Genomic DNA, 18,868 nt, shown 5'->3' on the forward strand with positions numbered 1-18,868 from the left:
ATCACTCCCCCAGTATCCTGTTGATGATCCCCGGTATCAGGAAGAGGGCCGCAGTTCCGAGCATGGCAGGGCCGGTGGGAAGGGAGTAAAGAAAGGAAAGATAGAAGCCTGAAAATGCGGAGAGGCCCCCGAATAGGACTGAAAGGAAAAATGCCGTCTTCAATCGATTTGTCAACATCAGTGCCCCGGCCGCAGGGATGACGATGAAACCGAAAACCGGAAGTGCCCCGATCGTGCTGATTGAGATAGAGATGGTGACACCGATCGTCATAAAAGAGACTTGATTTAAGAGGGCCGTTCGCAGTCCGGCGGCCCGGGCGGAGTCCGGATCAAAGGCCACAAAGATAAATTCTTTGTGGAAGGTCAGGTGAATTGCCAGGACCACCACGGCCGTGACAAGGAGAAGAAGGACCTGCCACGTGGGGACAAACACGGTGTTGCCGAAAAGGATGTTCTCGATCTCACGGGTTTCACTGGAAATCTTGTCCAGGATCAGAAGAACGAGGCCGGCCGGAACAATGTACCCTATCCCGAGCAGACTTTCCCGAGTGATCTTTCTTTCTTTGGTTTGAATAGCAAGAAAACCTGCGGCCAGTACCGAAAATAAAATGGGCATGACATGATGAACCTCCTCCGGAAGATCCTGCCCGAGAAGTGTTCCGACTAGGAAGGAAAAGGCGACGCCCAGAGCTGAGATTTGGGCCAGCGCCGCCGAGGCAAAGACGATTCGTTTGAGAATCACATAAACGCCTAAAAAGGCACACATCAGGGCCGTCAACAGACAGGCCAGGATGCCGTTTCGGAGGATCGGTATCGCCTCCAGAAAGCTCATTCCGGCATTCTCGGCAAGCAAGAGGTCAGAGAGGAGAGGGATCCCTTTCAGCCATTCCATTGCCTCATCCTTTCCCGGGTTGAGGCTTTAAAGGGGAGCGATCGACAAAGATGAATTTCTGATCATGGAAGGACTGAACCTCAACGTCGAGCCGATAAATCTCCCTGAGTCTCCGGGCATTCAGTAATTCCGCCGTCACCCCGGTCTCGAAGAGGTTTTCTTCTTGATGGATGATGATTAATTGTTCCGCAAAGTTGGCCATCAGATTCAAAACATGTGTGATCATGAGGATGGTCAGTCCGGATTCCGCTTTCAGATCAAGGATCAGGTTCATCACCCCGTTTTCTCCGCCCAGGTCCATTCCCTCTGTCGGCTCATCCAGAATTAAGATGTCCGGTTCCGCAGCCAAGCCGCGGGCAAGGAGGGTTCGCTGCTTTTGTCTCCCGGACAGCGAACGGAAAGGGCGATCGGCCAAATGAACGATACCGACCCGATCAAGATCGCGCCGGGCCAACTCTCGATCCGACCGTTTCACCCACCGCATTGGCCCGATATGGGCGTAGCGGCCCATCAGGACAACATCGAACACCGTCAGGGGGAAGATATCATCAAGGATTCCCTGCTGTGGGACATAGCCGAAGCTCAGGTCTTCCGTGCGATCAATCTTTCCCTTCACGGGTGGGATAATTCCCAGGAGGGTCTTGATGAGGGTCGTCTTTCCTGCTCCGTTGGGACCCACAATGCCCCAGAATTCTCCCTTCTTGATTGTGAGAGAGATTTTTTTTTGAAGGAGGGCGTGGCCCCGGTGGCCAATCACGAGGTCTTCGAGTCGGATCTGGTCTCTGCGCTCGTCATCCATAACGTTTCCCCCTCACTTCTGCTGACCTTCCAGTGCCCTTACCAAAGTTACGATCAGGTGATCAAAGAGTTTAAAATAATCGGATATCCCGGTTGCCGTTGAGACAGAGGGCGGCAGGATCACAAGCTTGGCCCCAGAATTTTTGGCAATAAATTGGGGGACCTTCCCATTAAAATAGGGTTCGACAATGATGATCCGGACCCTTTCTTCTCGAATTTGTTTGATCAGTTGGGCAGAATGGGCCATCGACGGGGGAATCCCCGGCTTCGGTTCCACAAAGCCGACAGCCCTCAAACCGAAGCGCCTGAAAAAGTAGGGCCAACTCTTGTGATAAGCGACCACCCTCTCCCCGTTAAAGGGCTTCATGGCTTCACTCCATCGATCCATCGCCGCATCGAGTTTTTCGGAAAAATGAGTGAGGTTCCGATCGTATTATGCCTTTTCCTCCGGGTCGATCCGCTTCAGGCCTGCCGCAATATTCAGAGCGATCTTTTTTCCGTTTATCGGGTCAAGCCAGTAGTGCGGGTTCCCCTGTCCATGGACATCCCCCGCAGAGCGGTCGATGGGGCCAAAGGGAATCCCCATGAGTTCAATCCCCTCTGAGGCGTCGACATAACTCTCTCCCCCGTTTATAATTCGGGTATTTCGAGCCCCCATCAATAACGAAGGGACCCAGCCGACCTCCAAACCCAGGCCGACCTGGACAAAGAGGTGGGCCCGTGAGAGTTTCAGCATGTAACTCGGCTTGGCCTCGATGAAGTGGGGGTCCTGGACCCCTTTGGCGATAAAATCGACCCGAACCCGATCCCCCCCGATTTCCCTTGCAATGGCCGCCAGGTCTTCCGTCGTTGTGACCACCTTGATCGGAGCGGCGTGAACGGATCGTATTTGCATCCCCATAATAAAAATACTTAAAATAAATAGGTTTTTCATCTCCGCTCCCTAAAAGGCATGGGCGCCGTGTGCGCCGATTAAAAACTCGTATTGGACAAAAACCGCGTGGATTGGATCTGCACGGTCATCCGATCGATCAAAGTTGTACTGAAGCCGGATCTTCGAGAACTCTGATGGATAGAATGTCAGATTCGGGGAGATGCGCCATCGATCGCCGGTTCGTGGATCGTCCGGACGGGTCGCATCGGCCTGTCCATAGCGGACCCCGGTCACCCAGCGTCTTTTAAATCCATAGAGAGACTGGATGTAAAATCCGTCGGTATTGAACCTCTCTTCGGGAAGTGTGTTTGTTGCACCTGCCTCGTAGGACCGCCGTATGACTTCTCCCTGCAAGCTGACAAAGGGCCAGCTATGATCGGTCATCAGCGGTTTACATTTAATGAAAAGGTCGATCCCATAAATCCGAGTCTCTGTATCGATCCCCGTTCCGTTTGAGCCAAAGAGATGAGAGGTCCCGACAACCCAGGTGATCGTTTCACTCAGATCGAAAGAACTCTTAAGGCGGCCCATATAGAGAAGATCATTCCCACTCTCTATTTCTTTATCGAGGATCGGTCTTCCGGCGAAGCTTTCTTCGGGGGTGGAGAGGAAACTTGAGGCCGTTTCTCCCCTTGCGTTTTGAGCAGACCCGATCAGCTCGAGATAAAAGGGAAGGGGCAGGAGTGCAGAGACTTGAACCCCCAGGGTTCTGAGCCCATCCCCTCCAAACATCAAGGTGTTGACAATGGTCTGGTCGACGAAGTCCCAGGCATGGGGGTGCAATCGATTCAGGCGGCCAAACCGGGTGAAAAATTGACCGGCCATGACCTGGAATCCGTAGGGAAGGCCAAGTGTCGTCAGAAAGGCCTCTTCAACCTCAAGGAAGGATTCTCCGTCCTTGAGCCCAAAGATCAGATGACCTTCGGCACGGAAAAAGGGGTCGACGATGCCCGCGAAGGTCAACTCCAGGTTTTGTAGCGTAAATCCTCTCTCACCCGGATCATGCGCGCCAAATTGAAGATTTTCAGATTCAGAAAAATAGCTTGCGGAAAATAACCCGTCCAACGAGATATTTGGATTAAAATTCTGGGACCTTTTTGATTGAGGGCTAATCGGAGCCCCGAATACAGGCAAGGTGATCCCCAAGAGGGCAGACAAGATCAAAACGAACGGTATCAGCATATGATTCTCCATTATAAATATTTCCTTTTCCAGGCAGTGTCTTGGAAACAGGACGATTATACCCAGTGGTTGATGTACATCCTGAGGTAGTGACAAGATGGTGCGGTTAAGGATTCAGCCTGTCTCGGTTTTCCTTCGTGGCAAGGCACGGAGAGCACAGAACTGGAACGTATATGCCACTACGCGAGGACCATGGCAACGCTGCCATGGGTAAAAAGGGTCTCTCGAAGCCAAACAGGGCGAGGCTGAATCGTACCTTGTGTTTTAGGGATGGTCAGGAGAAAGAGGGAGGTCCCCGGGGGACAATTGGAGAGGGTTGGAACTGAAATATGAAGGAGCGTTGATGACTCGGACTGGATGATATTGCCAATAGGAAAACGGCAAGGATTACCGGAAATGTAAGCGTGACGTGGCTATGTTGAACCCAAGAACCGATGACACATTCATGGGAATCGAGGATCTCATTTTCAGCGTAGGCATGGAAGAGGGCAAAGCTGGAGAAAAGGAGAAGATAAACCACCAGACCGGTGGCTAAAAGGGAGGGGATGACGCTCTTCTTGGGTGGGAATACTAAGTTAAAGATGAAGGATTGTCAATGGCCTGCGGCATTCTTCCGTAGGCATCTTGTAAGGATTCAGCATGTAACTTTCTTCAGGCAGGGTACGAGGAAACAGAACCGCAACGGATGTATCGATACGTTAGGATTCGAGTACCAGAGCAACGCAGCCATGGAGGAAGGGGTCTCGCGAAGCCAAAGTTGGGCCTGCTGAATCGTTCCTGTTTTTATCCCCGCATCCCGCTGACATAGGCGGCAGTCAATGCCTCCTTCGGCGTCTCGAAGATCTGTTTTGCCGGTCCGTATTCGATCAGCCGCCCCGCGCCATTTTCCATCCAGAAAAAGGCCGCATAATCAGCGATTCGTCTTGCCTGTGCCAGGTTGTGGGTTACGATCAATATTGTGTATCGCCCTCGGAGTTTGAAGATCAGGTCCTCTACAACACCGCTGGAGAGTGGGTCTAGCGCGCTGCAGGGTTCGTCCATCAGGAGGGCCTCGGGATTCAGCGCCAGGGCTCTTGCGATACAAAGGCGTTGCTGCTGGCCTCCAGAGAGTCCGAGCGCGGGGTCGTTCAGGCGGTCTTTAACCTCGTCCCACAACCCCACATCGCGTAGGCTTTTCTCAATGATCCGGGCAATCTCGGCCCGATCTCTGACCCCGTGTTCACGGAGGGGAAAAGCCAGGTTTTTAAAGATGGAGAGGGGAAAGGGGTTCGGCTTCTGGAAGATCATGCCGACTCGACGCCGGAGTTGGATGAGGTCGGTTTGGGAATCCAGGACGTTGAGAGCACCCAGGCGGATTTTTCCCGTCACGCGGCAGGAGGAAATCAAGTCGGTCAAGCGGTTCAGGGACATCAGGAGGCTGGTTTTTCCGCAGCCGGAGGGGCCGACGACTGCGGTGAGACATCCGATGTTTAGCGTGAGGCTCACTCCTTCCAGCACAGGTTTCCCCTTGTAATGGATGTTAAGACCCTCCGTCTGAATAAATGGGCGGGGAATACAACACGGGGCGCTCTCTTTTACTTGAGCCCGGAGACGGTGGACAGGACTCATCGATTCATGCGGTCTCATCCCAGTGAGATCCTCGCCTGGTGCCATCTTACTGCAAGCCATGAAGTGATACCATTCATCAAGAGGATCAGGACCATCAGCACCAGCGCAGAGCTATATGCAGTTTTATTTCCTCCCGGGATGTTCATTGAGAGATCAAAGATGTGAATGGAGAGTGCCCTTCCAGAATCGAGGAAGGAACTCGGCATTCGGTCGACGTAGCCGCTGGTGAAGATCAGCGCCGCGGTCTCGGCGATTGCGCGTCCGGCCCCGAGGATCAGACCGACCAGTAATCCCGGTGCGGCCGCAGGGAGGAGGATCTTCCGGAGGGTTGCCATGGGGGAGAGCCCCAGGGCGGCGGCGGAGAAACGGTAGTCTGCCGGAACCGAACGGAGACCCGCTTCGATGGAACGAATCAAAATGGGAAGAACCATGCATGCCAGCGTCAAACCGCCAGAGAGGATGGAGAAACCGAATCCGAGGATATTGCAAAAGAAGGCGCTTCCGAAGAGTCCGAAGACAATCGAGGGAACACCCGCGAGGATATCCAGGCTGCGGCGGATAAGACGTCCGAAGGGTTTTTCCTCTGCGGAAAACTCGGCGAGGAGGATTGCTGTGCCGAGGCCGATTGGAATGGCGACCGCCAGGCAAACGAAGAGAATCAGGCTGGTCGAAACAAGGATGGGACCGATTCCTCCTTCTCGACCGGCATTCCGGGGCGGTGCCGTCAGGAAGTTCAAGGAGAGCTGTCCGAAGCCCTGCCGGACGATATCACTCAAAAGCCAGAGAAAGACGGCCGTGACCAGAAGCGCAGCCATCCAGACCACAAGTGTCGAAAGCCATTCTTTTTTGCTTGCAAGGGAGTTATGCACCCATCCCATCCCTGGTGAGTCCTTCTGAGAAAAAGACGAGCGTTGCTATGATGGCCATCAGGACGAGTCCGCTCACGAAAAGGGCGGACCGATGGTTCCCCATGGCATAGGCCATCTCAAGGGCGATATTTGCCGTGAGGGTTCGGATCGGATCAAAAAGTGATTTTGGAACTTGAACGACGTTTCCGCTGACCATGAGGAGGGCCATCGTTTCTCCGATGGCCCGTCCGGTGGCCAGTATGATGCTGGTCGTGAGTCCCGCTCTTGCGGCAGGGAGGGCGACCCCTGTGATGATCGACCATCGTGAAAGACCGAGCGCGGCGGCGCCCTGGAGAATCTGAGAGGGAACAGCCGTGAGGCTGGCATCTGCGAGGAGTGCGATGGTGGGAAGAATCATCAAGGCCAGGATCAGGATACCAGCACTTAGACTCGGACCGGGTGGATGTATCCGGCCGATGATCGGGACAAGGACCACCAGGGCCCAAAAGCCATAAACCACCGAAGGGATTCCTGCCAGGAGGCCGATGAGCTTCCGGTAAACCTGTCCCAGAGCTGGGGGGGCGTAATAATGGATAAAGACCGCAGAAAGAATGCCCAGCGGTGTGGCAAGGGCGAGGGCCCCGAGTGTCGTAAGAAGGGTACCCATGAGCATTGGAGTAAGATCGAAGGTCCCATCGTTGGGATGCCATGATGGGTCATTGAAAAAACGGAGTGGTCCGATCTCTTTCAGTGCGGGGAGGGCTTCGAGAAAAAGAAATACGATGATGAACAAGACGACCATTCCAGAAATGGATGCGGCTCCACGCAACATCCAGAGGATGATGGCGTCACTGCGTGACGGGGACAAGATACTGCTCCTTAATAATTGGATCTACCTCGGTCGATTGGGCAAAATCGATGAAAGCGGCAACGATCCCCTCCGGGGCACTGGTTGTGACCAGGTTGAGGGGACGCGTCAAAAGAGTGCCTTCCTGCGGGTTTGTCTTCATTGCGGTTACCCCGTTAGAGATAGGGATCAGTTTGATTGATACCCCATCTGCGGCGTCATATTCCGCTGCGCCGACCGAAACGTAACCCACTGCGTTTATATTTCCGGCGACTGTTTTTATCCCTTGCGCGTTGTCGCCGATGACGACGTCGACCTGGATATCATGGTTTGAGATCTTCAGGAAGGCGGTGAAGAGTTCCAGGGTGGAACGTCCTGCTGCCTTGTTGACGACGGTAATAGGGGCATCCCTTCCCCCAAGTGTTTTCCAGTTCTTGATTCGGCCGGTGTAGATATTGACGATGTCTGTTCTGCTGAGTCTTTCTATGGGATTGTCCGCATGGAGGATCATGGAGATCCCATCTTGTGCAATTGTAAAGGCAAAGAGGTCTGTTTCATCTTTATTCAAGGGGCGTGAAACCATGCCGATATCGGCAAGGCCGAGGCGCGCATCGGCGATGCCCCGCGAGGAACCGCCTGTTTGAACATCGACACGGACTCCCGGATATTTCTTTTCAAATTCCTTGCCCATCTCGGCGGCAAGGGGGGCCACTGTGCTTGAGCCGGTCAAAATGAGCTGCATTTTTTTATGGCTTTCAGGGGGTGTCCCAGGCGAATCCATAGGCGTAAAGGACTGGGCCGAGAAAAAGAGCCCGCCAAAAGCCACAACCGAGAGGAGTGCAACTGATACCCGCTTCATCCGTTTTTGCCTCCAGAGCGACACATCAATCGAACTTTAACTTGCAGCAGCCGAGGTTAATTTCCTTACCGGAATGGGAGAGATCGACCCCCGGTGCCAAGGAATAGAGTACGGCCTTTCCGTCACGTATGGCTTTCACCAGACCTGCATCCCTGAGGACCTTCAGATGGTGGGAGAGGAGGCTTTGATCAAGCCTGAGAACGGTGTTTAAATCCGTAACGTGCTTCGGCCCCACCATTAATATCTCCAGGACCGCAAGGCGGGTGCTGTCCGCCAGGGTTTTTAATTTATCTGCACACGCCAAGTTTTGAGTCCTATTTTTCGCCATTGAAGAGTCTGCTCCAGGAAATAGAGATAAGTTTTAATTCATATGAAATTGTATTGATATCAAAAGGACATGTCAACCAAAATCGCTTCTTGACCCGTCCTGTCCCCTATGATAAATTCAGCCCTAACGATCAGCGCACCCCTGTTTTGCTCTATGGCCGCGTTCCTGTGGTGCTCGAATCCTCGCGTATAAATATACGCTGTGGTTCTGTGCGCCTCGCGCCTTGCCATGAAACAGAATTTGGGCAATCTGAAACGTCAGGTTTCGACTTGACACGGAGAAGCAATGAAAAAAACCCCTCTCTATGAAATCCATGTGGAATCCGGCGCGAAGATGGTTCCTTTTTCCGGTTGGGAAATGCCTCTTTCCTATACCGGGGTGCCGGACGAGCACCGCAATGTCCGCAGCGCGGTCGGGCTCTTTGATGTTAGCCATATGGGTCGCTTTGAGCTCTCGGGGAAAGGGGCTGAGGCCTATTTAGAACATATGACTCCGAGACCGATATACCGAATGCAGCGAAGAGGGGCGCAGTATTCGATGTTGCTCAAGCCGGACGGGGGGATCATTGATGACATCTATATCTATAAAAAGGGAGTTGATCGCTTCCTGTTGATCGTGAACTCCGCCAACAGTGAGAAAGATTTCCGATGGTTGAGACAAAACCTTCCCGCTGATTCCCAATTTATCCTTCAGAATGTTACGGCGGAGACGGCGCTCGTGGCCTTACAGGGACCCAAATCCTGGGAGGTCCTCGGTCGAATTCTACCCGAGGGTACAGACGAAATTTCTCTTCGAAAGTTTGTTGAAGCCGAAACGCTTCCTGCCCCTGAGGCAAAGATACTGATTGCACGGACCGGATATACAGGTGAGAAAGGCTACGAACTGGTCATTCCGGGTGATGTTGCCGCAAAGGTCTGGAATGCCTTGATGGAGGCTGGGAAGGGCGCAGGCATCCTGCCGGTTGGTTTGGGCGCGCGCGATACCCTTCGGCTTGAAATGGCCTATCCCTTGTATGGAAATGATATTGATGAGACAACGATGCCGCTTCAGGCCGGGCTTGAACGCTTCATCGATTTTGAAAAGGATTTTGTGGGTAAAGAAGCCTTGCTTCAGGAGAAAGAGAAAGGATTGGGTCGAAAATTGATCTGTTTTGAACTCTTGGTGGGCGGAATTCCCCGGTCGGGACAATTAATTTATTCCGATCAGAAAGAAGTGGGAAAGGTCACCTCGGGTAATTACTCGCCCTCAATGAGAAAGGGGATCGGCATGGGATATGTCGACCTTCCTTTTTGTGACGAGGGGGGAGAACTTTTGATTGATATTCGGGGAAAGGTGGCCCCGGCCGTGATTGTGAAGAAACCGTTTTATAAAAAGAAAAGGTAAGAAACCCCAATGGAGTACATCCCAAAAACCGCGAAAGAGGAAGAGGAGATGCTTGCAGAGATCGGAGTCTCTTCCTTTGAAGATTTACTGAATATTCCTGCGTCACTCCGGCTCAACCGGCCCTTGAATCTACCCCTGTCGCTTTCTCAGCCCACGCTCAGGCGAAAGATGTTGGACCTCAGCCGGAAGAATGCCGAGACGACTTCAAACCTCTCTTTCCTTGGAGGAGGGAGCTACGATCATTATGTCCCGAGCACCGTAGACCATGTCCTTCGTCGCTCCGAATTCTACACGGCCTACACCCCTTACCAGGCAGAGATGAGCCAGGGACTCCTTCAGACGATTTATGAATATCAGACGATGATCTGTCAGTTGACCGGTATGGAAGTCGCGTGTGCGTCAGTCTATGATGGTGCTTCGGCCCTGGCGGAGGGGGCCTTGATGGCGATCCGGAGGACGAAGCGGAAAAAGGTGTTGATTTCGCAGACGGTCCATCCTCATTACCGCCAGGTGGTCGCGACCTACCTCTCCGGCCTGGAGGGGGTTGAACTGAAAGAGATTCCGTTTCATGAGGGAAGGGTCTCTCTGCAAGTGCTTGAAGATTCAATAGATGACAGCGTGGCGGCCGTTTTGATTCAGCATCCTAATTTCTTCGGGCAGTTGGAAGAGATGGAGGCCATCGCGCAATGGGTTCATGCCGAGGGAGGACTCCTGGTCATGGCGGTCGATCCGATCTCTCTCGGTATTCTAAAGACTCCGGGTGAATATCAGGCGGATATCGCGGTTGGGGAAGGGCAGGCCCTGGGGAATACAATCAGCTACGGTGGTCCCTATGTCGGTTTTTTCTCAACGCGGCGGGAGATGATCCGTCAGATGCCGGGACGTGTTGTCGGCGCGACAATGGATGCCGAAGGACGGTCGGGATTTTGTCTGACCTTGCAGACACGTGAACAACATATCCGCCGGGAACGGGCTACTTCAAATATCTGCACAAATCAGGCCTTAAATGCATTGGCTTCGGCTGTTTATATGGCGACGGTAGGGAAGGCGGGCCTTCGTGAAGTGGCCCTCCTTTGTCTGGCAAAGTCCCATGCGGCCCATGAGAAGATTAAAGAAATTCCTGGGGTTGATGCCCCTTTCTCCGGGTCATTTTTTAAAGAATTTGTATTCCGTCTGCCATTTCCGGTTGCTAATTTTTTAGAGGACCTTTCCCGTGATGGACTCTTTGCCGGGATTGACCTGGGGGCGTATTATCCTGAATTAGAGAACCATCTTTTGATTTGTGTGACCGAACAGCACGAGTCAGAAGAGATCGACCAGCTTGTGGAAAAGATACAAGCGGCTTCTTAGACAATTCGGAACGATGGTCGATGCGGAACAAGTTGCCAATATGAAAGAGACTGAAGTCGCTGAATGGGTTCCCGGTATTTCCGAAGCGCGACTTCTGGGCCATCTCAAGAAGCTGGTGGGAACGAGACACCCCACGGAAGCGCCGAAAGCGCTTCAAGCGGCTGCCGATTATATCCTGAGCTGGATGAAACAGCTTGGTCTTGATCCGATCGAAGAATACTTTGGAGGAGATGAGGGAAAGGCGTATGTGAATTTGATTGGCAGCCAGTCCGGGAGCCGTGCCGACCAGGAGGTTCTTGATGTGGGGGCGCATTATGATACGGTCGTTGAGACAGATGGCGCGGATGACAATGCGAGTGGTTTGGCGGTCCTTCTGGAGGTGGCGCGGATTCTTTCGCCCATGCGGGGGAGACGGACGCTCCAGTTCGTTGCATTTTCAATGGAAGAGACGGGGTTTCTTGGAAGTCGGCATTATGTCAGAGAGATCCGCAAAAACAAGCTTCCACTGTGGGGAGAAATTGTCCTGGAGTGTGTCGGTTACACTGACCGCCGGCCGGGATCACAACGGACCCCTGCGGGTTTTCCCTTTTCTCTCCCGTATCAGGGAGATTTTATCGGTCTCGTTGGAAATGAAAGGGCGGCACAGATCAAGGAAGCCTTTGAGTCGGCTGCAGTATGCTACAGTCCTTCTCTTCCCGTGATCTCTTTGCTGGTTCCTGGGAATGGGGCACTTTTCCTAGATGCAAGGCGGTCGGATCATGTCCCGTTCTGGGATCAGGGATATCGGGCGGTGATGCTGACAGATATCGCTGATTTCAGAAATCCACACTATCATCAAAAGAGTGACTGCCTGGAGACACTGGATCTTTCCTTTATCGCAGCGATCGCACGGACCCTGGCTGCGGCGGTGATTGATCTTGCGGGTTTGGGCCTTCCCACGGAATCATCCCGATGAAGAAGGAGATCTACCGAGGCGACGCGATCCGGCTTTTTGTTGAAACGGTTGATCTCCCGAACGGCTTAACCATTGAATTGGATATTGTCCGTCATCCGGGCGCCTCAGCCGTCGTTCCGCTCCGTGAAGACGGTGTTGTGATCCTGATCCGTCAATTCAGATATGCGGCGGGGGGGTATCTCTATGAAATACCGGCGGGGAAACTTTCAGCAGGAGAATCGCCTGAAACCTGTGCGAGACGCGAGGTTGAAGAAGAGATTGGTTACCGTGTTGCCCATCTGGAAAAATTGACGACAATTTTTACTGCCCCGGGATTTTGCGATGAACAGATTCATCTTTATCTGGGGACAGGCTTGAGTCTTTGTCCCCAAAGGCTTGAAGAGGATGAGGTGATTGAAATCGTTGAGATGCCTTTTCCTGAGGTGATGCAAAAGATTGAAGACCAGACAATCCGGGACGCGAAGAGTCTGGTGGCCCTTCAGATGGCCTACGGACGTGTGAGACGATAGGAGAGAGTGTATGGCGGAGAGGCTTATTTTTGAAAAGAGCGTGGAAGGGAGGCGGGCCGTGACCTTTCCAACTGAAGCGCTCGAAGGGTTTTCGGTCGATCAGGTTCTCCCGAAGGAATTTCAGCGGGAGATCCCTCTTCCCTTGCCAGAGGTCAGTGAGAATGAGCTTATGCGCCATTATACCCGCCTCTCTCAGGACAATTACGGGGTGGATACCGGGTTTTATCCGCTGGGGTCCTGTACCATGAAATACAATCCCAAGATTAATGAAGACGTGGCGCGATTTCCCGGATTCAGCCAGGTGCACCCCCTCCAGCCGAGGGAAGCGTCTCAAGGGGCCCTGGAACTGATCTATGAACTGGAACAGATGCTGGCCGAGATCTCCGGCATGGCGGGTATTTCCCTCCAACCTGCGGCGGGCGCTCAGGGAGAACTTACCGGCATGCTGATTACGCGGGCCTATCATCAGCAGCAAGGCCGGATACGGAAAAAAGTAGTGATTCCCGATTCGGCCCATGGGACGAATCCGGCCAGCGCCCATCTCGCCGGATTTACAGTTCAGACGGTCCGGTCCAACCGCAATGGCCTTCTCGATGTTGATGACCTGGCCAAGGTGGTCGATGAAGATACGGCCGCGCTGATGCTGACTAATCCCAATACGCTCGGACTGTTTGAACGACAGATCGAAGAAATCGTCCGAATTGTCCATGATGCCGGCGCGCTGATGTACCTCGACGGGGCGAATCTGAACGCCCTCCTCGGTCTGACACGCCCGGGGGATATGGGCTTTGATCTCGTCCACTTTAATCTCCACAAAACATTTTCAACCCCTCATGGGGGTGGGGGGCCGGGCGCAGGACCGGTGGGCGTTGCGGCCGCCCTGATTCCTTATCTGCCCTTCCCGGTCATTCAAAAGAAAGAGGAAGGCTACCTTCTTGAATCAGATCGTCCTCAGTCAATCGGCCGCGTCCACGGCTTTTACGGAAACTTTGGAATCCTGGTCCGTGCCTACACCTATATCCGTCGGCTGGGTGCGGTCGGTTTATCTGCCGTGAGCCGGAATGCAATCCTCAATGCCAACTATCTAAAAAAGAAACTGGAAGGAGACTATCCCGTTCCGATGAACCGTTCCTGTATGCATGAGTTTATTATCTCTGCCAAGGTCTTTCGAGAGAAAGGCATCCATGCCTGGGATATTGGAAAACGCTTGATTGACTATGGATTTTATCCGCCGACTGTGAACTTCCCCCTCATTGTGCCGGAGGCCCTGATGATCGAGCCGACAGAGTGCGAGTCGCGCGAGACGCTCGATGCCTTTGTTGCCGCGATGCTTGAGATTCGTAAAGAGATCGATCAGACACCGGAGAAACTTCTGGAAGCGCCCCATCACCGTACAGTGGGTCGCATGAACGAGGTCCAGGCGGCAAAACAGCTCAATGTTCGATATGAATCGGAGAACAATGCAGTCACATGATGTTTTAATTGTCGGGGCCGGATTGGCTGGAATGCGGGCTGCGGTGGCCATTCCTTCCCATCTTAATGTCGGTATTATTTCAAAGGTCCATCCGGTACGGAGCCATTCCGTTGCGGCCGAGGGAGGAATCAATGCGGCGGTCAAATCTGAAGACTCCTGGGAGTCGCATATGTATGACACCGTCAAGGGGAGCGACTGGCTGGGAGATCAGGACGGCATCGAGATCCTCTGTAAGTCTGCGCCGGGTGACATCATGGAGCTGGAGCGAATGGGAGCCCTGTTTTCGCGTGACCCGGACGGACAAATCTCTCAGCGAAATTTTGGCGGACTTGGATTTCCCCGGACCTGTTATGTCGCCGACAGAACAGGCCACGCCCTGGTGCACCTCCTTTACGAGCAGTTGACGAAACGGGCTACCCACGTTTATGAGGAATGGTATGTGACATCGCTCGTTGTCGAAGAGGGTCATTGTTGCGGAGTGGTTGCCCTCAATCTTTTGACGGGCGAACTCTCAGTGATTCGGGCCAAAGCGGTTATTCTTGCCACAGGTGGTTACGGGCGTGTCTATCTGATTTCTACAAATGGATTGATCAACACCGGCGACGGAATGTCTATGGCCTACCGGGCCGGACTTCCTCTCCAGGACATGGAGTTTGTCCAGTTTCATCCCACCACGCTAAAAGATTCCGGAATCTTAATCACCGAAGGGGCGCGCGGGGAGGGAGGATACCTTTTTAATTCCCGCGGAGAGCGTTTCATGGAAAAATACGCCCCGAACGCGATGGAGTTGGCCTGCCGGGATGTTGTTTCGCGGGCGGAATACCAGGAGATCATGGAAGGGCGGGGTGTGGATGGCTGCGTGATGCTGGATCTGAGGCACCTTGGGAAGGACAAAATTATGGAACGTCTCCCCCAAATATGGGAGCTGTCCCTGACCTACGCGGGTGTTGATCCGGTAGAAGCCCCGATACCGATCCGACCGGGTGTACACTATTCGATGGGAGGTATTCGGACCAATACCCGTTGTGAAACGCCGATGCCGGGACTCTATGCCGCCGGGGAATGTGCCTGTATCTCAATCCACGGGGCGAACCGTCTCGGTGGGAATGCGCTGATGGAGACGATTGTTTTTGGGCGCCGGGCCGGCCACTATGCAGCTGAGTATGCAGAGCGTACAAAACAGATTGATTTCTCCGCCCAGGCGCTGGAGCGGGATCGGGAACGGATTGCATCGCTGATCTCCCGTAAGGATGGCGAGCGGGTTGTCGCAATCCGGAAGGAAGTTGGGAAGATCATGATGGAACACTTCGGGATTCTCCGAAGTCGTGAGCGGATGGAGGAGGGGAAACGGAAACTTAAAGGGGTCCGTTCCCGATTGAAAAATATCTACCTACAGGATCGTGGGAAGATATTCAACCTGGAGCTGGTTGAGGCCTTACAACTCTACTCGATCATGGACCTCGCAGAAATAATCGCAGTCGGTGCCTGTTCACGGGAAGAATCGAGAGGGGCCCATTCCCGTACAGATTTTCCTGATCGCAATGATCAGGATTGGATGAAACATACCCTCGCTTATCAAAGTGATCAAGGTCCCCGCCTGGACTACGCAGCGGTGAACATCACACATATTCCCCCGACTGAGCGCTTATACTAAGCAGAATCACGTATTGCATCGGAAGATAGGGAAGATAAGGGCATTTTCTAACATTTTTACCTGCTTATGTCCTTTCCTTCCTAGTCAGATTTGGTTATAACTGTCATGTAACGAATCAGGATGCCGCCATGGAGAAAAATAGCGGCATCCTGATTCGTTACACTATCAAGGGTTTCTAACACACATTGGGAATTAAATTTTCTCCTTCCTGGGCGGGGAACTACAGTTGATATTGGTGCGGACATTCTCCACATATCAATCCTCTTTCTTGTGATTCGAAGGGCGTTATGGCAGGAATGACCTATAAGAGTTCCGGTGTCGATATTAAGGCCGGAGATCGCTTTGTCCGCGAGATTTCCCCGATGGCACGATCAACCTTCCGGCCAGAGGTCTTGACGGAGCTGGGCGGATTCTCCGGCCTCTTTGCGCTCCGTGCAAAGAGATACAAAAACCCGGTTTTGGTTTCTGGAACGGACGGTGTTGGGACAAAATTGAAGGTGGCCTTCATGGCGAACCGCCATGACACGGTTGGGATTGATCTCGTGGCAATGTGTGTCAACGACATCATTGTCTCCGGGGCAGAACCCCTTTTCTTTTTGGATTATCTGGCATGCGGGAAACTTCTTCCAAAAAAGATGCTGGCCGTTGTGAAAGGAATCTCCGAGGGATGCCGGCAGGCCGGCTGTGCGCTTCTTGGTGGAGAAACGGCTGAAATGCCGTCCTTCTACCCGAAGGGGGAATATGACCTGGCAGGATTTTCTGTCGGTGTTGTTGAAAAGAAAGAGATCATCCATGGCAAAAAGATTCGGCCGAAGGATCTCTTAATCGGACTTGCCTCCTCAGGTCTTCACAGCAACGGATATTCTTTGGTTCGGAGAGTGCTTTTTGAGAAGAAGGGGATGAAGATCCAAGATCGCTTACCGGACTTGGACGGGACCCTGGGAGAGGTGTTGTTGACCCCGACTATTATTTACGTGAAGGCCTTTCTGAAACTGAAACAGCGTATAAAAATAAAAGGGGCGGCCCATATTACCGGCGGTGGTTTAACAGGAAATATTCCGAGAGTCTTGCCGGAGGGCTGCGCCGCACTGATTAGACGGAATCAGTGGAAGGTGCCTCCCATATTTGAAATCTTAAAGAAATCGGGCCGAATCGATACGGAAAAGATGTATACTTACTTCAATATGGGAATCGGCATGGTTCTGGTTGTCTCACCGGGTGATCTTGATAAAGCACTGTCCCTTCTCAAAAGGCTTCGCCAGCAGGCATTTTTGATCGGGGAGGTTATTCGCGGCGATCAAGAGGTGCGTTATGTCTGATACCGGGTCATTCGAGGCGCTTTCTTATTCCGGGGACCAATTGGTGCTCGGGGTCCTTGCCTCGGGCCGCGGGAGTAACTTGAAGTCAATCATAGACGCGATTGAATCTGGGCGGTTAAGCGCGAAGATTGGTGTTGTGGTGAGCAACAAGAAGGAGGCCGGGGCCCTGGAATGTGCTAAGAAGCATCACATTCCAAGGCTCTATGTTGACCCCTCCAGCTATCCCGACAAAAAGGCCTATGACACCGAATTATCCCGGATACTCAAAGCCCATCAGGTTGGTCTGGTGATCCTGGCGGGTTATATGCGTTTGCTTACGGGGATGTTGATCAGTGCTTATCCTTACCGTATCATGAATGTTCATCCCAGCCTTCTCCCTGCCTTTCCGGGATTGCATGCCCAGCGGCAGGCCTTGTCACATGGTGTAAAAGTCAGCGGGTGTACGATTCATTTTGTCGATGAGGAGATGGACCATGGCCCGATTATCGCGCAAGCAGCGGTTCCCGTGAGGGAAAACGACACGGAAGATTCCTTATCCGAACGGATTCTTCGTGAGGAACATCGGCTTTTTCCTGAAGTAATTCGGTCTTTTTCCGATAGAAGTCTAGGGGTTGATGGAAGAAGAGTGTGTATTGTGCCGGACTCTTTAAATAAAGCAGAGAACTTCCCTGTAAAGGACTCTCCATGATTTGTCCTGTCTGTGGATGTCAGCAGCGGGAAGCGAACCAGTGCATACAATGTTATACGAGTATGGTGCCTGATGAGGATACGGGCGGGGGATCCGAGATTGCTTTAGAAGACCGACCGATCATGCCTCCTCCGGAGGACTCTCTCCCAGAGGAGGTCTCGCTCCCGGAAGAGGTTCCGTATGGGGAGTCTCTTCCCCGGCCTGTGGAGAAAAAAACGACCCGCCCGGAACCCTCTTCCAATCAGCTTATACCACATAAAGAAGTGGTGAAATCTAAAACTAAGCCAAAGGGGCCTGAGAAGAAGGAAATTCCTTCCAGAATCCTTCCGTCCAAACCTCAGAGAGAAGAACCCTCTCGTCAGGTTACGGCGAGACAAGAAGAGATTCGAAAAGAAAAGACACAACTAATTCTTGTGACGACGACGCAAAGGATTGAGGGAAAACGGATTACAAGCTATTTTGGTTTGATCAGTGCCGATATCGTCATCGAACTGGGTGAGACGCCTTCATCCCACTCTGAGCAGAGTGGGATGAAGGCGCATTATCGAGGAGAGTTAAAGAAGGGCATGTTGACGGTTCTTCGGGATTTGCGTGGAGAGGCGGCCTTACTCGGGGCAAATGCCGTTATCGCGACATCTTTTAATTTTCAGAAAATGGACCTTCAGGTGCTTCTTATTTCTGTAGTCGGAACCGCTGTCCATATGGAGGATAGAACATGACTTACAAGGAATATGTTGAGTTGGCCGGGGTTTACATCAGAGAGAAAAAATGGGGCAAGGCCCTGGGTTCACTCAATCAGGCCCACAAGGAATTGTCCAGTCAAGGGGGCAAGGGTGTTCCACCGCAATTTCTATCCATCTATGGATTTTGTCTGGCGATGGCGGGACGTCACACTGATAAGGGGATTCAATATTGCGAACGTGCCGTTACCTTAGAGCCGTTTCGACCGCAATCTTTTTACTACCTCGGAATTGCTTATCTGAAGGGGGCCAAAAAAAGAAAGGCGATATCCTCTTTTTATAAAGGCTTACGAATAGATGAGGACCACCCGGGCATCAAGGAGCAGTTACGGAAGCTCGGTGAACGGAGAGGGCCGCTCCTGTCCTTTCTTCCGAGGCAGAATCTCTTGAACAAGACCATTGGGAGGATGACGGTAGGAAGCAGAAACAGGGTTCTTCTGTGAGGTAAGGTTGACCCTGGATTCCTATAAACATGCACAGCGAGCGCAATCCTCGTCCCT

General features: G+C 52.7%; 20 protein-coding genes. 10 read left to right on the forward strand and 10 right to left on the reverse strand.

The annotated features are described in order from the left end of the window. Position 1 precedes the first annotated feature (1 nt). The 10 genes from EYQ01_06955 to EYQ01_07000 all read right to left on the reverse strand — a co-directional run bounded on the left by EYQ01_06955 (position 2) and on the right by EYQ01_07000 (position 8,296). Positions 2 to 892: a metal ABC transporter permease gene (locus EYQ01_06955; GenBank protein HIE65535.1), complete on the reverse strand. Its 891-nt coding sequence runs from the start codon at positions 890 to 892 to the stop codon at positions 2 to 4. Between the two features lie 4 nt (positions 893 to 896). Next, entirely contained in the window at positions 897 to 1,691 is a 795-nt protein-coding gene (locus EYQ01_06960) for a metal ABC transporter ATP-binding protein (GenBank protein HIE65536.1), read from the reverse strand. Between the two features lie 12 nt (positions 1,692 to 1,703). After that, positions 1,704 to 2,078: a zinc ABC transporter substrate-binding protein gene (locus EYQ01_06965; GenBank protein HIE65537.1), complete on the reverse strand. Its 375-nt coding sequence runs from the start codon at positions 2,076 to 2,078 to the stop codon at positions 1,704 to 1,706. Between the two features lie 45 nt (positions 2,079 to 2,123). Beyond that, the gene (locus tag EYQ01_06970; protein ID HIE65538.1) at positions 2,124 to 2,624 is read right to left on the reverse strand and encodes a zinc ABC transporter substrate-binding protein; all 501 of its coding nucleotides are present in this window, start codon (positions 2,622 to 2,624) and stop codon (positions 2,124 to 2,126) included. Positions 2,625 to 2,633: 9 nt separating this feature from the next. Beyond that, on the reverse strand, positions 2,634 to 3,806 hold the full coding sequence (locus EYQ01_06975; GenBank protein HIE65539.1) for a zinc-regulated TonB-dependent outer membrane receptor: 1,173 nt from the start codon (positions 3,804 to 3,806) through the stop codon (positions 2,634 to 2,636). Positions 3,807 to 4,589: 783 nt separating this feature from the next. After that, positions 4,590 to 5,414 (reverse strand): phosphate ABC transporter ATP-binding protein, encoded by an 825-nt coding sequence (locus EYQ01_06980; GenBank protein ID HIE65540.1) that lies wholly within the window; start codon positions 5,412 to 5,414, stop codon positions 4,590 to 4,592. A gap of 14 nt (positions 5,415 to 5,428) precedes the next feature. Beyond that, positions 5,429 to 6,292: a phosphate ABC transporter permease PstA gene (gene pstA / locus EYQ01_06985; protein ID HIE65541.1), complete on the reverse strand. Its 864-nt coding sequence runs from the start codon at positions 6,290 to 6,292 to the stop codon at positions 5,429 to 5,431. After that, positions 6,276 to 7,094, reverse strand: coding sequence for a phosphate ABC transporter permease subunit PstC (gene pstC, locus EYQ01_06990; protein ID HIE65542.1), 819 nt, complete (start codon positions 7,092 to 7,094; stop codon positions 6,276 to 6,278). The genes pstA and pstC overlap by 17 nt, the downstream gene beginning before the upstream one ends. Before the next feature lie 16 nt (positions 7,095 to 7,110). After that, on the reverse strand, positions 7,111 to 7,968 hold the full coding sequence (locus EYQ01_06995; GenBank protein HIE65543.1) for a phosphate ABC transporter substrate-binding protein: 858 nt from the start codon (positions 7,966 to 7,968) through the stop codon (positions 7,111 to 7,113). A 25-nt stretch (positions 7,969 to 7,993) separates the two neighbouring features. After that, complete coding sequence (locus tag EYQ01_07000) at positions 7,994 to 8,296, reverse strand: ArsR family transcriptional regulator (protein HIE65544.1); 303 nt, start codon at positions 8,294 to 8,296, stop codon at positions 7,994 to 7,996. Between the two features lie 285 nt (positions 8,297 to 8,581). Here EYQ01_07000 and gcvT point away from each other — a divergent pair, with 285 nt between their 5' ends. The 10 genes from gcvT to EYQ01_07050 all read left to right on the forward strand — a co-directional run bounded on the left by gcvT (position 8,582) and on the right by EYQ01_07050 (position 18,811). After that, positions 8,582 to 9,679 (forward strand): glycine cleavage system aminomethyltransferase GcvT, encoded by a 1,098-nt coding sequence (gene gcvT / locus EYQ01_07005; GenBank protein HIE65545.1) that lies wholly within the window; start codon positions 8,582 to 8,584, stop codon positions 9,677 to 9,679. Between the two features lie 9 nt (positions 9,680 to 9,688). After that, entirely contained in the window at positions 9,689 to 11,029 is a 1,341-nt protein-coding gene (locus EYQ01_07010) for an aminomethyl-transferring glycine dehydrogenase subunit GcvPA (GenBank protein ID HIE65546.1), read from the forward strand. Next, complete coding sequence (locus EYQ01_07015; protein HIE65547.1) at positions 11,001 to 11,984, forward strand: M28 family peptidase; 984 nt, start codon at positions 11,001 to 11,003, stop codon at positions 11,982 to 11,984. Before EYQ01_07010 ends, EYQ01_07015 begins: the two co-directional genes overlap by 29 nt. Next, the gene (locus tag EYQ01_07020) at positions 11,981 to 12,493 is read left to right on the forward strand and encodes an NUDIX hydrolase (protein HIE65548.1); all 513 of its coding nucleotides are present in this window, start codon (positions 11,981 to 11,983) and stop codon (positions 12,491 to 12,493) included. The genes EYQ01_07015 and EYQ01_07020 overlap by 4 nt, the downstream gene beginning before the upstream one ends. 10 nt (positions 12,494 to 12,503) lie before the next feature. Continuing rightward, complete coding sequence (locus EYQ01_07025; protein ID HIE65549.1) at positions 12,504 to 13,967, forward strand: glycine dehydrogenase subunit 2; 1,464 nt, start codon at positions 12,504 to 12,506, stop codon at positions 13,965 to 13,967. Beyond that, complete coding sequence (locus tag EYQ01_07030) at positions 13,954 to 15,621, forward strand: FAD-binding protein (protein HIE65550.1); 1,668 nt, start codon at positions 13,954 to 13,956, stop codon at positions 15,619 to 15,621. Before EYQ01_07025 ends, EYQ01_07030 begins: the two co-directional genes overlap by 14 nt. 287 nt (positions 15,622 to 15,908) lie before the next feature. Beyond that, complete coding sequence (locus tag EYQ01_07035) at positions 15,909 to 16,940, forward strand: phosphoribosylformylglycinamidine cyclo-ligase (protein ID HIE65551.1); 1,032 nt, start codon at positions 15,909 to 15,911, stop codon at positions 16,938 to 16,940. Next, on the forward strand, positions 16,933 to 17,628 hold the full coding sequence (locus EYQ01_07040) for a phosphoribosylglycinamide formyltransferase (protein ID HIE65552.1): 696 nt from the start codon (positions 16,933 to 16,935) through the stop codon (positions 17,626 to 17,628). Before EYQ01_07035 ends, EYQ01_07040 begins: the two co-directional genes overlap by 8 nt. Next, complete coding sequence (locus EYQ01_07045) at positions 17,625 to 18,347, forward strand: heavy metal-binding domain-containing protein (protein HIE65553.1); 723 nt, start codon at positions 17,625 to 17,627, stop codon at positions 18,345 to 18,347. Before EYQ01_07040 ends, EYQ01_07045 begins: the two co-directional genes overlap by 4 nt. Beyond that, positions 18,344 to 18,811 carry a hypothetical protein gene (locus EYQ01_07050; GenBank protein ID HIE65554.1) on the forward strand — a complete coding sequence of 156 codons (468 nt, stop codon included), beginning with the start codon at positions 18,344 to 18,346 and terminating at the stop codon, positions 18,809 to 18,811. Before EYQ01_07045 ends, EYQ01_07050 begins: the two co-directional genes overlap by 4 nt. Positions 18,812 to 18,868: the final 57 nt, after the last annotated feature.

The organism is Candidatus Manganitrophaceae bacterium (assembly GCA_012960925.1).
GTDB lineage: Bacteria > Nitrospirota > Nitrospiria > SBBL01 > JAADHI01 > DUAG01.